This window comes from Corynebacterium sp. KPL2825, from assembly GCF_037908445.1.
GTDB lineage: Bacteria > Actinomycetota > Actinomycetes > Mycobacteriales > Mycobacteriaceae > Corynebacterium > Corynebacterium kefirresidentii.
The window spans coordinates 120,101-134,914 of the sequence record NZ_JBBMGI010000004.1 but is presented as its reverse complement, the minus strand read 5'-3'; the positions used below and the strand labels follow the sequence as shown (position 1 = coordinate 134,914).

Below are 14,814 nucleotides of genomic sequence, written 5' to 3'. Positions count from 1 at the left end.
TTGTGCTCGAGCGCCTCTTGTAACTCGTCAAGCGAAATGGGCGATCACAAGTCGTTGGTGTTGAGCTCGCGTCCGTACACGTGCTCGAGAACCGCAATCCGGCGATCCAACAGCAGCGAACGATGCGAACGCAGCGTGTTGATGAGCTCGTTAACAGCGACCGGGCCTGACCCCCGACGTGTTTACTTTCCGGGGGTCAGGCCCGTTGGCGCTATTCATTTGTTAACAATGTCGCGACTTCGGACACCGCCGCCACCGCACCGAGATCCCGGTCTGTTTGCGCAGGCCGGGATTTCTTTCGCCCGATCGATCCGGGATCCGGGGGAGGGGGACTGGCTGGCCGCCAGCTGTGAAAACTGGGACGCAGGTGGCTTCGCGATAGGGGATTATAGGGTGCGGCCACTACACTAGGGCGAAGTTCACCCCGTCCCCCACGTGAATGCGAAGGTACATCTACCCGTGGCTACATTGCTTTATCGTCTTGGGCGCTGGTCTTTCCTCCATAAGTGGAAGGTCATCGTGGCATGGCTGCTGCTGCTCGCCGCCGTTGGCGGTGCCGCCGCTTTGCTGATGAAACCGATGACGAGCGAGTTCTCCATCAAGGGAACCCCGTCTATCGACGCCACCTATAAGACCATGGACCTCTTCCCAGAGGGCGGCAACCCTGCCAATTCACCCTCGGTCAACGTGGTCTTCAAGGCCCCAGATGGCCAGAAGCTTTCTGATCCAGCAAACCGCGAGGCCATCGACGCCACCATCTCCTACCTCGAAGACAACCTGAAGATGGGCGATACCACGCGCTTTGGCAACCCGCTTGAGGTCTCGCCCCGTCTGCAAGATCAGGTCATCCACCAATTCACGGATATGGGGCTGCCGGAAGCATCTGCCCGCGCTGATGCGGATAACCTCGCCATGGTCAACGATGACGAGACCATTGCGTATACCACCTTCAATTTTGACGCCGAGTCGCCTTATAGCGTGGAGCAAGCAGATAAAGACACCGTCACGGAGGCGATGAATATCGCCCGCGACCGCGGCCTTACCGTCGAAGGCAATGGCGCCGGCTTTGGCGATGAGATCGCGGTCAACTCCACCTCCGAGATCATCGGGCTGGGCGTCGCTTTCCTCGTGCTCATTTTTACCTTCGGCTCGCTGGTGGCCTCGGGGATGCCATTGGTTTCCGCCGTCATTGGCGTGGGACTCGGCGCGCTGGGCATGTTTATTGCCACCCACTGGATTGAGCTCAATAATATGACCCCGGTTCTGGCCATCATGATCGGCCTGGCTGTGGGCATCGACTATGCGCTGTTTATTCTTTCGCGCTACCGCGCCGAGCGCCGCCGCATGGATGGGCCCGATGCCGCAGGCATGGCGGTGGGTACGGCCGGCTCCTCCGTGGTCTTTGCCGGCGCGACGGTCTTTACCGCGCTCTTCGCGCTCATCATTGCGCGCATTGGCTTCCTCACAGCCATGGGCTTGGCCGCCGCCGGCACCGTCGCGATCGCCGTCTTGGTCTCGCTCACGCTCATCCCTGCGATGCTGGGCTTGCTGGGCGATAAGGCCTTCCATGGCCGAATCCCCGGCGTGGCCGGCAACCCGACCCGCAAGGGCAAGCGCCGCCGCGGGCCCACCATGGGCAACCGGTGGGTGCGTTTAGTCCAGAAGGTGCCCGGCCTGGCTATGGCGCTGGTCGTGCTCTCCTTGGGGGCTATGACCGCGCCGGTACTCCAGATGGAGCTTGCCCTTCCGGCCGATACCACGTCGAACCCCGATACCACCCAGCGCAAGGCCGCCGACATCATGTCCGAGGGCTTTGGCCCCGGCGTCAACGGTCCTTTCCTCGCCGTGGTCGATGCCCACACGGTCAACGCGGAATCCGGCGCCTTGGCCCCGCTTGTCGACGCCCAGTCCCAACCCGAACCAGCCCCCGCTCCCGAGCAGGATGCGGCCGAGAATGCTGCCCCCGAAGAGGAGATGCCTGAGCAGCCGCAGGGGGACCAGCCCGCAGCCGAGCCGGAGATCGCCCCGGCCGCTGAGGTGGTAGACACCTCCGCAGATGCGGCCGACGCTGCCTCCCCAGAGGACAAGGCCGCGCTTGCGTCCTTCCTCTACACCGCGGATCAGCTCAAGGGCTTGGGCGGGGTGAAGCACGCGCAGATTGTCGGCCTGAGCCAGGACAAGCGCGCCGCACAGATCATGGTTACCCCTGAAACCGCGCCCACGGACGCTGCAACGGTGAACGTCGCGCACGCGCTGCGCTCGGCCACCGGCGAGATCGAGGACGCCACCGGTACCGACATTGGCCTGACTGGCCTAACGGCCGTGCAGCTCGATATCACCGAGCGCCTCGAGGAAGCCATGGTGCCGTACCTGGCCATCGTCGTGGGTCTGGCCATTGTGCTGCTGCTGTTGGTCTTCCGCTCCATCTTGGTGCCGCTGGTTGCGGGCTTGGGCTTCCTGTTGTCCGTCGGCGGCGCCTTCGGCCTGACCGTCCTGGTCTGGCAGGAAGGCCTGTGGAACCTGGTGCCCGCGCCGGGCCCGCTGATTTCCTTCATGCCCATCTTCCTCATCGGCGTGACCTTTGGCCTCGCGATGGACTACCAGGTCTTCCTGGTCACCCGCATGCGCGAGCACATTTCTCGCCACCCGGAGGGCACCGGCGGGCGTTATAGCGCCGTCGACGAGGCCACCATCACCGGCTTTACCCAAGGCGCCCGCGTGGTAACGGCCGCAGCCATCATTATGATTTCGGTCTTCGTGGCGTTTATTAACCAGCCGCTGCCATTTATCCAGATCTTCGGCTTTGCCTTGGCCGCCGGCGTGCTTTTCGACGCCTTCTTTATCCGCATGACCCTCGTCCCCGCCACCATGTTCCTTATGGGCCGCGCGACGTGGTGGATGCCAAAGTGGCTGGCCAAGATTCTGCCCACCCTGGACATCGAAGGCACCGCCCTGGAAGAAGAATGGGAAGCTAAACACGCCACCCCAGCCCCTATCCCTGCAGACAAGGAAGAAGAATAGAAATGGACTTGAGCTTCGACATCGGCAAGCGCCTGCCCGAAGGTCCCGGCAAGCACGGCCGCAGCGGTGTCATCCACACCCCACACGGCGATATTCAGACCCCGGCCTTCATCCCGGTGGCCACTAAAGCCACGGTAAAGACCCTGACTCCGGAGCAGATTCGCTCCACCGGCGCGCAAGCCATTTTGTCGAATGCGTACCACCTTTACCTGCAGCCAGGCCACGACATCGTGGACGAGGCCGGCGGAGTGGCCGAGTTTGAAAACTGGCACGGCCCGACCTACACCGACTCCGGCGGCTTCCAGGTGATGTCGCTGGGCGTAGGTTTCAAGAAGGTCCTCGCGATGGATATCGCGGAACTTAGCGATAAGGACATCCGCGCGGCAAAGAAGGAGCGCATGGCGCAGGTGGACGAGGACGGCGTGGATTTCAAATCCGTTATCGACGGCTCCAAGCACCGCTTCACCCCCGAGAAGTCCATGCAGATTCAGCACGGGCTGGGCGCAGACATCATGTTCGCCTTCGATGAGCTGACCACGCTCGTTGATACGCGCACCTACCAGGAAGAATCCGTCGCGCGCACGCACCGCTGGGCTAAGCGCTGCCTGGATGAGCACGATCGCCTCACTCGCGAGCGCACCCATCGGCCGAAGCAGTCCTTGTGGGGCGTCGTTCAGGGCGCGCAGTATGAGGACCTGCGCCGCCAGGCCACCCGTGGCCTGCTCGACCTCGACTACGCCGCCCGCGAGGAAGGCAAGCGCGGCTTTGGCGGTTTTGGCATCGGCGGTGCGCTAGAGAAGGAAAACCTGGGCACCATCGTTGGCTGGGTCTGCGATGAGCTACCCGAGGACAAGCCGCGCCACCTGCTCGGCATCTCCGAGCCGGACGATATTTTCACCGCCGTCGAGGCCGGTGCCGATACCTTCGACTGCGTGGCGCCGACCCGCTTGGCGCGTCGCGGCGGCGTTTACACCCTCGACGGCCGCATGAACCTCACCAATGCGCGCTTTAAGCGCGATTTCGCTGGGGTCGACGAGGAATTCGGCGGCTACGTATCTGAGAATTACTCCCGCGCCTACCTGCACCACTTGCTCAAGGCGAAGGAATTCCTCGCAGGCACGCTGTGCACCATCCACAACGTGGAGTTCATGATTCGCCTGGTGGATAATATCCGCGCCGCCATCGACGGCGGCTACTACGAGGCCTACCGCGATGAATTCCTCGGCCGCTACTACGCCGGCAAGTAGTCCTCGCGCTTTTTAACCCACGAGATAACCATGGCCGTCACCGGCAGCATGACGGCCTCCATCAGGGTCTTCCACACGAACCCCACGATGACGTAGTTGATGAAACCACCCACCGTATCCACGCCGATTACCGGCGCGGCGATGGCGCAAAACAGCAGCGTATCGCCGAATTCGCCCACCACGGTAGAGGCGATAAGGCGCGCGAAAAGCCCCTTTTCGCCCGAGCGCTTCTTCATCGCAGTCAGCGTCCAGGCATTGAGTAGCTGGCCCACGAGATAGCCGGCTAGCGAGGCGGCCAGAATCTGCGGCATCAGGCCAAGCGTGGCCGCGAAGGCCTCCTGGCCCTCATAGAAATCGGCCGCCGGCAGCCAAATGGCGATATAGAAGCACACGGCCGCCAAGATGGCCATCGCGAAGCCGATATAGACCGCGCGGCGCGTGGATTTAAAGCCATAGCACTCGGAGAGCACGTCGCCGACGATATAGGCCAGCGGGAATAGAAAGAAGGCACCGTCGGTCACCAGCGGGCCGAGCTGGACGCCCTTGGTGGCGTTGATATTGGAAATCAGGAAGGTCACCACAAACACGGTGACCAGCCAAGGGTAGAGAGTAGAGCGGACGGGAATGAAGCGCACTTCAGCGCCGTTCGTTTTTTCCATGCCCGCCATTGTGCCAGCCCGTAGACTGTGGGCATGAATTCTGCGACCACCGGCGCCGGCCGCTACGCGCCGAGCCCCTCGGGGGATCTGCACTTCGGCAACCTCCGCACGGCGCTTCTGGCGTGGCTTTTTGCCCGCTCGACGGGGCGGCGCTTTGTGGTGCGCGTGGAGGACATCGATAAGCAGCGCTCCTCCCAGGAATCGGCCGAGCGCCAGCTGGCGGACCTGCGCGCGCTCGGACTGGACTGGGACGGCGAGGTCATCTACCAGCACGATCGCGACGCTGCCTATGAGCAAGCCTTGGCCCAGCTGCCCACCTACGAATGCTATTGCTCGCGTAAGGACATTCGCGAGGCCTCCCGGGCCCCGCACGCCATCCCCGGCCAGTACCCGGGCACCTGCCGCAACCTCACCGAAGACCAGCGCGCGGCCAAGCGCGCCGAGCTGGCGGCCCAGAATCGCCAGCCCGCCCTTCGCCTGCTTGCCGACGTCCCCACTTTCACCATCCACGACGCCCTCCACGGCACCTATACCGGCGACGTCGATGACTTCATCCTGCGCCGCGGCGGCCAGGACACCGGTTGGGCGTATAACTTGGCCGTCGTCGTCGACGATGCCTTCCAGGGCATCGACCAGGTAGTCCGCGGCGATGACTTGCTCTCCTCGGCGCCGCGCCAGGCCTACCTCGCCTCATTGCTCGGTATCGAGCCGCCGGAATATATCCACGTCCCGCTCGTGCTCAATGAATCCGGTGAACGCCTAGCCAAGCGCGATGGTGCGGTGACCATGCGGGAAATGGGGGACGTGGGGGACGTCGTCAAGCAGCTGGCGGCCTCGCTGGGGTATGAAGCCGGCAGCGCCGCAGAGCTGCTCGCGCAATTCGCGCCCGACCGCTTAAGCCCTGATCCCTATATCTGGCGCGGGTAAAATCTGGGCCCATGGACGTTCTTCTGGTGCTCATTGGGCTCATGCTGCTGACCGTGTTCGTCGTCGCCATCGGTGACAAGATTGGGCTGCCGTGGCCGGCGTTGCTGACGATCATTACTGCCTGCGCCGTCTTCGTGCCGGGGCTACCCAGGTTTGAGCCGCCCACCGAGCTCATCCTGCCGATTTTCCTGCCGCCGCTGCTGTGGGCGCTGGCCCGGCGCACCTCGTGGGGCGTTATCCGTGAACAATGGGTGACTATCTTGAGCCTATCCGTGCTTTTGGTGGTCGCCACCACGTTGGCCGTTGGCTTCACGGCCTATGCCTTCCTGCCCGGTATCAGCCTGGCTGCGGCCATCCTCATCGGTGCAGCCATCGCCCCGCCGGACCCCGTCGCCGTTGACGCCGTGGCCGAGCCCGCCGGCATCCCGCGGCGCATCATCACCACCTTGCAGACCGAAGGCCTGTTTAACGATGCCGCCTCTATCGTCGCCTTCAATCTTGCCTTGACGGCCGTAACCCAAGGCGATGAGCTCTCCTTTGGCGGCGGCGTGCTGAACTTCTTCTACTCTGCATTCGTCGCGGGCGGCCTGGGGTGGATCGTCGGCCGGCTGGTGGCACTGTTTATCACCCACGTCCACGACGTCACCGCGCGCAACGCGCTGACCTGGGTGACGCCGTTTGCCGTCTACCTCATCGCGGAGGAACTCGGTGCCTCCGGCGTTATCGCCGTGGTCATCGCGGCCGTAGAACTTAATTCCCGGGCCGATATCCAGGCCGAGGACCGCCTATCCGGTCAGTCCTTCTGGGAGACCATCGAACTGCTCTTTACTGGCGTGGCCTTCGGACTCATTGGCCTGACGGTCAATACCGCCATCGGCGAAGTGGGCTCGGACCTGTGGCATTCGGTGGTCGTGGGCGTCATCTTGTCCCTCGTGGCCTTTGTTGTCCGTTTGGTGTGGATGTATGCCTATTACCGCATCAACGTCTCCCGCGGCCGCCCACGGGTTGCGCCGCTGCGCCTGCAAGAGGTACTGCTGATGACGTGGTCCGGCATGCGTGGACTTGTCACTTTGGCGCTGGTTTTGTCCATCCCGGCGGGCGTGTTTAGTTTCCACCATGAGCTCGCCGTCATCGCGTTGACGGTCTTGCTGGCCACGATGGTGGTGCCCGGCCTGCTCTTGCCGTGGTTGATGGAGCGACTCGACCTCACGGAAGCCTCCCAGATTGCCAGCGATAAGATGCGCGCTGCCGTGGTTGGCCGTGCGCGTGCGGCCAGCATCGAGGCACTGTCGAACTTCCGGCCGGATGGGCATATCGCGCCCGACGCCGAAAAGGTGGATCCGGAAATTTCCGCCAACGTTATCCAATGGCTGGAAGACCGGATTGGTGATGGCGAGGATGTTTCCGAAGACTCCCGCAAGCAACGCGCCTGGCAGTTCCGCCACGTAGCTCTGGAGGCCCGCCGGACCGCTCTGACGGCGGCACAGGAGGAGCTGCTGCGCATGCGCGGCTACCGCGCCTATAACCCGGCCATCGTGGACGAGGTGCTGGAAGAAATCGACCGCATGGTCCTAGGCACCAAGCGCCACTAGGCTGGGCGGCATGAATGCCTTCGACTATGCGCAGCTTGAGGACGCGCTGGATTACCTCTACGACTTCCTTGACCAGGACCTAGCGGACCGCGTGCGCACCGAGCGTGAATACGTTCCAGAAGGGATGGAAGGCTTGCTTGCCGACGACTCCCTCGACGACTACGTCTGGCTGTGGATCAAAGACTCAGGCCCGAACGGCTTCCGGCAGTACCTGCGCGACGGAGGCTATCCCGAGGCCGAGGTCGCCCAGGCCTTCCTCTGGGCGCGCACTGAGTGGGGCATGAACACCCCGCCGCATATTGCGTGGCTAAAAGAAGACGGCTACGAACCGCCGGTCATCGATTAGCGGCTAGCGCGGCGTCGGCTAGCGCGGCCGAGCGCAGGTATAACAAAAATCCCGGCTCCGTTGCTATGCAGCAGGAGCCGGGATTACCTGTGGCGGAGGATGTGGGATTTGAACCCACGAGGGGCGTGAACCCCGCACGCGTTCCAGGCGTGTGACATAGGCCGCTAGTCGAATCCTCCGAGAAGAAACATTAGCAGCCGTGGCAATTATTTTACCAATCGCCAGGTCAGGTCGTGTTTTCGGGGAATTTTAACCGTTGTGTGGTGGCTAGGTATCGAGAGCGGTACCCGCGAGCGGCGGAGGGCTGCGCGGCCGGAGTCCCATTTGGCTAAACCGGCGCTCGGGCGTTAAAGTATGGGGCAGGATTCCGCGTGGCGTCCATCCTCTGAACTCCCCCAGGGCAGGAATGCAGCAAGGGTCAGGAGGCTCTGACGGGTGCGCGGGGTCCCCTTTTTGTATGGCGTGCGTTACTATTGGGGGCTAAAAGTCGCCCTATACATGGAAGGTAGACATACGCATGTCGCTTCTTACTTTGGAATCGTCCGAACTAACTGAGCTCGCCGCTCAGGTCCGTAAGGACTACGAGGACCTTAAAGCTAAGGGCCTGAAACTGGATTTGACCCGCGGCAAGCCAGCGAAGGCGCAGCTAGACCTCTCCAACGATCTCCTCGCCCTGCCAGGCCTGGGCCATTACACCGACGCGGCCGGAAACGACCTGCGTAACTACGGCAACCAAAAGGGCATCAAGGAACTGCGCGACATCTGGGGCAAGCTGACCAACATGGACCCCGAGCTGCTCGTGGCCGCAGATTCTTCCTCCCTGAACATCATGTTTGACCTGATTTCGTGGGCGTTCCTCTTCGGCACCAATGATTCCGCGCAGCCGTGGAGCAAGGAAGAAAAACTCAAGTGGATCTGCCCAGTGCCGGGCTATGACCGCCACTTTGCCATCACGGAGCAATTTGGCTTCGAGCTGGTGACGGTGCCGATGGAAGAAGACGGGCCGGATGTAGAGGCCGTCGAAAAGCTGGTGGCGGACCCGACAGTCAAGGGCATGTGGGTGGTGCCGATGTTCGCCAACCCCACCGGCGCCGTGATTTCTGAGGACAAGGCCCGCCGCCTCGCCCGCATGCAGGCCGGCGCACCGGATTTCCGCATCGTGTGGGATAACGCCTACGCCGTGCATACCTTGACGGAAGAATTCCCGGAAATCCTGCCGATTCTGGATATCGCCGCGGAAGAAGGCAACCCGAACCGCTTCTGGGCCATGTCTTCCACCTCGAAGATCACCTTCGCGGGCGCGGGAGTGGGTTTCTTCGGCACCTCGGAGGATAACCTCGAGTGGTACCTAGAGCATGCCGGCATTCGCGGCATCGGCCCGAATAAGATCAACCAGCTCGCGCACCACGAGTTCTTCGGCTCCGCAGAAGGGGTGCGCGCGGTAATGCGCCGCCACGCCGCGCTGATTAAGCCGAAGTTCGATGCGGTGCTGCGCATCCTGGAAAAGCGCCTGGGCGAGTACGAGGTGGCGCAGTGGACCAACCCGAAGGGTGGCTACTTCATCTCCCTCGACGTTGTCGACGGCACCGCCAACCGCGTCTGGGAGCTTGCGCGCGACGCCGGCATCCTGCTTACCCAGGCGGGCTCGGCCTTCCCTTATGGCCAGGACGACAATGACCGCAATATCCGCCTCGCCCCAACCCTGCCGCCGCAGGAAGAGGTTGAGGCCGCGATGGACGGCGTCGCTACCTGTGTGCTGCTTGCCGCCGTGGAGAAGCTGGGGGCCTAAAATCAACGCCGACGAGTCTGCCCTGTGGCTGAGCGAGATTATCCCGGCGCCGCTGGAGTTCCGCTACGTCGATGAGCGCCGGCTAGGCCTCGCCGCGCTTGCCGACGCCCAATCGCTCGCCCTCACCACCACCTTCAATAACACCGACACCGGCCTGCAGAGCCAGGACGACGGCACCGATGTGCGCTGCGAGCTGTTGACGGTGGCGCGTACCGGGCAGCCCGAGGTGGCTGCCGCCGTAAACGCCGCGGCCGATACTTTCGAGAAGGCCGACGGTCTGCTTCCGGCGCAGCCGGGCGTGATGCTGCCGTCCATCCTCGACGCGCCGGGAATTACCGTGCACCACGGACTCTTCATCGCGCCGTACCTGTGGGGCGGGCAGACCCCGCAGTTTCGCGAAGAGGGCCGCCTGACCCTCATCCTGCAGCTGGTCATGCTGACAGATTCGGAATATGCGTTTGGGGTAGAAGAGGGCGTCGGCAAGCTGCAGGGGGCAGTGGCCGAGCAGGGCATTGACCTGCTGGACTGGTCGCGCGAGGGTTAGCCGGTAAACTGGCTAACCGTGGCTTTATACCGGAAATACCGTCCAGCAACGTTTGCGGAGGTCGTGGGCCAAGAGCAGGTCACCACGCCGCTATCCGCCGCCCTCGATGCGGGGCGCATCAACCACGCCTATCTCTTTTCCGGCCCGCGCGGCTGCGGCAAGACCTCCTCGGCGCGAATTATGGCCCGTTCGCTCAACTGCGAGCACGGGCCGACCTCGACGCCGTGTGGCAAGTGCGATTCCTGCGTCTCCCTGGCCCCCGGCGGCCCCGGAAACTTGGACGTGACGGAGCTTGACGCCGCCTCGCATAATGGCGTGGAAGACATGCGGGAGCTGCGCGATCGCGCCTACTACGCGCCGGCCGAATCGCGCTACCGCATCTTCATCATCGACGAGGCGCATATGATTTCGCCCTCCGGCGCTAACGCGCTGCTCAAGGTAGTGGAGGAGCCGCCGGAGCACGTCATTTTCATCTTCGCGACCACGGAGCCGGAGAAAATTATCGGCACCATTCGCTCGCGTACCCACCACTATCCCTTCCGCTTGCTGACCCCGCCGGCCATGAAGGGCTTGCTGCAGCGCACCGTCGCGGCCGAGGGCGTGCATGTCGAGGACGCCGTATACCCCATGGTCATTGAGGCGGGCGGTGGTTCCCCGCGCGATACGTTGTCCTTGCTGGACCAGCTGCTGGCCGGTGCCGGGCCCGATGGCCTGACCTATGACCTCGCCCGGCCGCTTTTGGGTGTCACCGATGTTTCGCTGCTTGACGACGCCATCGACACCCTCGCCAACCAAGACAAACCCGGCCTCTTCGCGATGGTGGACCATGTCATCGAGGCCGGCCACGACCCGCGTCGCTTCGCTATCGATTTGCTCGACCGCCTGCGCGATCTGATGATCCTGCAGGCTGTGCCCGGCGCTATCGAGGCCGGCCTCGTCTCCGCGCCCACCGACCGCGCTTCTGTGCTTACCGCCCAGGCGCAGCGTTTTTCCGGCCCGCAGCTGACCTACTTGGCTTCCACGGTCAACGACCGCATCAGCGATCTCACCGGCGCGACGTCGCCGCGCCTGCTGCTGGAAATCATGTGCGCGCACCTGCTTATCGGGTCCACCGGCCCCGCGGCCACCGGCGCCACCGTCCCCGCGGCCGCGCCCGGAACGCCCGTGCCTGCCGGCTCAGCGACCCCGGGCGGTGCCGCCGCGGCAACCTCAGCTGTCGCAGGTGCCCAAGACCCCCAGTCCGCTGCGGCCGCCATTATCGCGCGCCGTCGCGCCAAGTCCCAGGAGCAGCACTCCGCTGGCTCTGAGCCCGCCCCTCAGCCGCAAACGCAAACCCAGCCCCCGGCTAAGACCGCGCAATCGTCCGCCGAGCAGCAAACCCCGCAGCAACAACAGCAGCCGCAGGTAGAGCCGCAGTCGGAGCCGGAGCCGGAGCCGGAGCCGCAAGAGTCCCAGGATCCGTGGCAGCGCGAACGGCGCATACCGCAGTCGGCGCCGGCCCAGCAGGAGCGGCAGGAGCAGCGCGAGCCATTGGAGAAACCCGTACCGGCCCGCGCGGAGGAATCCGCCCAGGAAGCAACGGCGCGATCTGGGGGCCAGCCCGCTGCGGAGACGGCGTCGGAAAGAGTGTCGGAAACGGCGCAACCGCAGGCAACGCAAGAGCCGGAAGGCGACTTTGCGGAAGCCGTGAGGGAGAAATGGGTGGCGTTGAGGGGGAGCGTCGGAAAGCGGAATAAGGTAGCGGAAATTATGCTTGCCGAAGCCCGCGTGCTTGGCTTCCGCGATGGCACGCTAACGCTGGGACACACCACCGGTGCCCTTGCCGAGCGAATCAATGCGCCCGCCAATAACGCCGTTATCGTGGAGGTACTCAAGGAGGAGTTCCAGCGCGATGTGGCCGTGACCTGCGTGGTAGGCACTGACCCGAAGACCGCCGGTTTCAATGCCCCACGGCCGGCGCAGCGCAAGGAGGCGTGGACACCGAATCAGCCCGCGCGCGAGCCTGCCGACGACCAGGAGGCGGAGAGTAAGCAGGAAAACACGCCGGGCTGGCGCTCGCGCATCGCACGGGCGACGCAGGCCGCCAAGCAGCGCGATGAATCGCAGTTCAGCAACGGCGTGCCGCTGCCGCCCGAACCCGAGCCGGAGCCCGATGAGGTACCGCCCGAGGAACCGCCGGCCTATACCCGCGATGACGAAGAACGCGACATGATGGAGGCCGCGCAGTCCACCGGTGAAATGGATCATCGCAGCGCTACCGAGGTAGCTATGGAATTGTTGGAGCGGGAACTAGGCGCGCGGCGTGCCTAGGCGGCGAGCACGGTACACTCGGGCGGTAGCGAAATTTAAAGTTGATTTAGAAAGGAAACACCATGGCTGACCAAGACCCAATGCAGCAGGCAAATGACATGAACGACCTCATCGCGCAGGCCGCGCAGGTGCAGGCGGATTTGCAGAAGGCGCAAGAAGAAATCCTCGCTACCAACGTCGAGGGCCAGGCAGGCAATGGCCTGGTCAAGGTGACCATGACTGGCGGCGCCGAGCTCGTGGACTTGCAGATTGATAAGTCCATCGTGGATCCAGAGGACGTCGATACGCTGCAGGACCTGGTTATGGGTGCGTTCAAGGAGGCCCACGCTGCGGCCGGACGCCTGGCACAGGAAAAGATTGGCCCGCTGTCCCAGGGCATGGGTGGCCAGGGCGGCCCGTCTTTTGAGGATGTCTTCGGCGGCAACCAGTAGCCCGCGCGATACGATATAAGGCCGTTGCCCCGGGGTGGGGCGGCGGCTTTTGCCGATTTTGGGAGTAATTGATGTTTGAAGGACCTCTGCAAGACCTCATCGACGAGTTTTCGCGCCTGCCGGGAATCGGCCCGAAGTCGGCGCAGCGCATCGCGTTTCACGTTTTGCACATGGAACCCGAGGACATCGAGCGGCTGCAAAACGCGCTGGGCGCGGTGCGCGACGGCGTGACCTTCTGCCGCATTTGCTGCAATATTTCGCGTGAGGATGTCTGCCGCATCTGCATTAACTCGCAGCGCGACGCCTCTACTATCTGCGTGGTCGAGGAGCCTAAGGATATCCAGGTTATTGAGCGCACCGGCGAGTATGAGGGCCGCTATCACGTTTTGGGCGGCGCGTTGGACCCGCTGGCGAATGTGGGTCCGCGTGATTTGAATATCTCCACACTGCTGCAGCGCCTAGGCGGCGTGTTGCCGGACCGAGAGCTTGCAGACTCCACCCCCGAAACCCCGCTTTACGACGCCACCCCCACCATCCACGAAGTCATCCTCGCCACCGACCCCAATACGGAGGGCGAGGCGACCGCCGCATACCTGGTGCGCTTGCTGCGCGACTTCCCTGATTTGAAGATCACCAGGTTGGCCTCCGGCATGCCGCTCGGAGGCGATTTGGAGTTTGTGGACGAGCTCACCTTGTCTCGCGCGCTTTCCGGCCGCCTGACCATATAGCACGTTGAGCGCCCCGGCCAGTACTGGGCGAATGCGGAGCTACAGCGGCTAGGGAACGGCGGCCGTAGGCCCGGTGCGCGCGCGACCGGTAAATACCGGCGGGCCATGCGCCTCCTTTGTCGTCGTGCTGCATCTGCTGCTGCGCCCGCTGCGCCTGTTGTCGGGTTCGTTGCTGTTCCCTATGCGTGTATGCCTGTCCTGGCTAGCGGGCGGGAGCCAGGCGATCCGGCCCCGAATGCGCGCCATCCGGCCGCGGCCCGGCAGCCCGTTGATGGAGTTGTGGTACGGGCACAATAGCGTCATGTTCTCAGGATGGGTGTGGCCGCCGCGGGAGTATTCGATGAGGTGGTGGGCTTGGCATTCGGAGGCGGGGCGTCGGCAAGCGGGCCAGGCGCAGCGGGCGCCTTCGGCCTCGAGCATGCGGCGCTGCTTGGCGGAGGCCTGCCGGGTGCGGTAGAGGTTGACCGGGCCGCGCTCGGGATGGATGAGCGTGAAGAGCCCGGCGCTGGCTAGGGTGCGGCGGACTAGTTCGGCGCCGGTGATGGTGGCACCGTTGGTCATAGCGAGGCGGATATCATCGCCGTTTCCAGCGAGAATTTTCAGATAATCCGGCAGCTCGATGATGACATTGGTGGTCACGGTAGCGGGCGCGGTGACGCGGGAGCCGTTAAGCCAGGCTAGCGGGTCGGATTTAGCGGCGGCCCAGATATCGGCCATTTGTGCGGCGGGGCCGGTGAAACTCAGGGTGGTTTTCTCCCCGTGCATTATCCGGCGTCCGCCGTCTTCGCGCTCGGGCGGAGGGTTGAGTTCGCGCAGCAGACGGGTAGCCGCGCGCGAGACGTGCGCGGTGGTGCCGGCGGTGGCGCAGAGCTGCTCGCGGAATTGCCAGCGCTTGGTGGGGTCGCTAATGCTGCGCGAGCGACGGGCGATGAGCGCGAGGGTCTCTAGGCAGTGGTGATTGCGGCGCGCGGCGGCCAGCGCGCGGGCTTGGTAGCGCGAATGGCTGGTGGGCGAGAGAAAGGCCGCGGCGGTCCGGCGCAGGGTGCGCGCTTGGTCCGCGGGCAGGGGCAGGCTGGAGGCGGCGTGGGCCTCTTCGAGAAGATCCACGCCGCGCTTAGCGATGTCGCCCAGCTGCTCCAATAACGTCATACCCCGCAGCCTATTGGCGTGGGATGCGCGGCTACAAGGGGCAGCGGCCGGGCCTGTGGATAACTCGGGGT

At 63.9% G+C, this 14,814-nt stretch carries 12 protein-coding genes, 1 tRNA gene and 1 other RNA gene; 11 read left to right on the top strand and 3 right to left on the bottom strand.

Annotation, left to right across the window (positions count from 1 at the left end; translation table 11 throughout):
• Positions 1-459 precede the first annotated feature (459 nt).
• Together WMQ00_RS04605 and tgt are read left to right on the top strand one after the other, a co-directional pair.
• Positions 460-3,021 carry an MMPL family transporter gene (locus tag WMQ00_RS04605; RefSeq protein ID WP_034660249.1) on the top strand — a complete coding sequence of 854 codons (2,562 nt, stop codon included), beginning with the start codon at positions 460-462 and terminating at the stop codon, positions 3,019-3,021.
• Positions 3,022-3,023: 2 nt separating this feature from the next.
• Positions 3,024-4,268 (top strand): tRNA guanosine(34) transglycosylase Tgt, encoded by a 1,245-nt coding sequence (gene tgt, locus WMQ00_RS04600; protein ID WP_023020378.1) that lies wholly within the window; start codon positions 3,024-3,026, stop codon positions 4,266-4,268.
• Here tgt and WMQ00_RS04595 read toward each other — a convergent pair.
• Positions 4,253-4,927, bottom strand: coding sequence for a queuosine precursor transporter (locus WMQ00_RS04595; RefSeq protein WP_369707467.1), 675 nt, complete (start codon positions 4,925-4,927; stop codon positions 4,253-4,255). The genes tgt and WMQ00_RS04595 overlap by 16 nt on opposite strands.
• A gap of 33 nt (positions 4,928-4,960) precedes the next feature.
• On the opposite strand from WMQ00_RS04595, the gene gluQRS reads away from it, so the two are divergent.
• The 3 genes from gluQRS to WMQ00_RS04580 are packed head-to-tail and all read left to right on the top strand — an operon-like array spanning position 4,961 to position 7,792.
• Positions 4,961-5,854, top strand: a complete 894-nt coding sequence (gluQRS, locus tag WMQ00_RS04590) for a tRNA glutamyl-Q(34) synthetase GluQRS (RefSeq protein WP_023020380.1) — start codon at positions 4,961-4,963, stop codon at positions 5,852-5,854.
• Positions 5,855-5,865: 11 nt separating this feature from the next.
• Entirely contained in the window at positions 5,866-7,446 is a 1,581-nt protein-coding gene (locus WMQ00_RS04585) for a cation:proton antiporter (RefSeq protein ID WP_023020381.1), read from the top strand.
• A 10-nt stretch (positions 7,447-7,456) separates the two neighbouring features.
• Complete coding sequence (locus tag WMQ00_RS04580; RefSeq protein WP_023020382.1) at positions 7,457-7,792, top strand: hypothetical protein; 336 nt, start codon at positions 7,457-7,459, stop codon at positions 7,790-7,792.
• A gap of 90 nt (positions 7,793-7,882) precedes the next feature.
• On the opposite strand, the gene WMQ00_RS04575 is transcribed toward WMQ00_RS04580, so the two are convergent.
• Positions 7,883-7,971, bottom strand: a tRNA-Ser gene (locus WMQ00_RS04575).
• Positions 7,972-8,150: 179 nt separating this feature from the next.
• On the opposite strand from WMQ00_RS04575, the gene ffs reads away from it, so the two are divergent.
• From ffs to recR, 6 genes are all read left to right on the top strand, one after another.
• Positions 8,151-8,249: signal recognition particle sRNA small type (ffs, locus tag WMQ00_RS04570), an RNA gene on the top strand.
• Positions 8,250-8,309: 60 nt separating this feature from the next.
• Positions 8,310-9,581 (top strand): aminotransferase class I/II-fold pyridoxal phosphate-dependent enzyme, encoded by a 1,272-nt coding sequence (locus WMQ00_RS04565; RefSeq protein WP_023020383.1) that lies wholly within the window; start codon positions 8,310-8,312, stop codon positions 9,579-9,581.
• On the top strand, positions 9,544-10,125 hold the full coding sequence (locus WMQ00_RS04560) for a hypothetical protein (RefSeq protein WP_239207830.1): 582 nt from the start codon (positions 9,544-9,546) through the stop codon (positions 10,123-10,125). The genes WMQ00_RS04565 and WMQ00_RS04560 overlap by 38 nt, the downstream gene beginning before the upstream one ends.
• Positions 10,126-10,143: 18 nt before the next feature.
• On the top strand, positions 10,144-12,435 hold the full coding sequence (locus WMQ00_RS04555) for a DNA polymerase III subunit gamma and tau (RefSeq protein WP_200288375.1): 2,292 nt from the start codon (positions 10,144-10,146) through the stop codon (positions 12,433-12,435).
• A 62-nt stretch (positions 12,436-12,497) separates the two neighbouring features.
• Entirely contained in the window at positions 12,498-12,866 is a 369-nt protein-coding gene (locus WMQ00_RS04550) for a YbaB/EbfC family nucleoid-associated protein (protein ID WP_023020386.1), read from the top strand.
• Between the two features lie 71 nt (positions 12,867-12,937).
• Entirely contained in the window at positions 12,938-13,594 is a 657-nt protein-coding gene (gene recR / locus WMQ00_RS04545; RefSeq protein WP_023020387.1) for a recombination mediator RecR, read from the top strand.
• Between the two features lie 48 nt (positions 13,595-13,642).
• Here recR and WMQ00_RS04540 read toward each other — a convergent pair whose 3' ends face one another.
• On the bottom strand, positions 13,643-14,743 hold the full coding sequence (locus WMQ00_RS04540; protein ID WP_308767392.1) for an HNH endonuclease signature motif containing protein: 1,101 nt from the start codon (positions 14,741-14,743) through the stop codon (positions 13,643-13,645).
• Between the last annotated feature and the right edge of the window lie 71 nt (positions 14,744-14,814).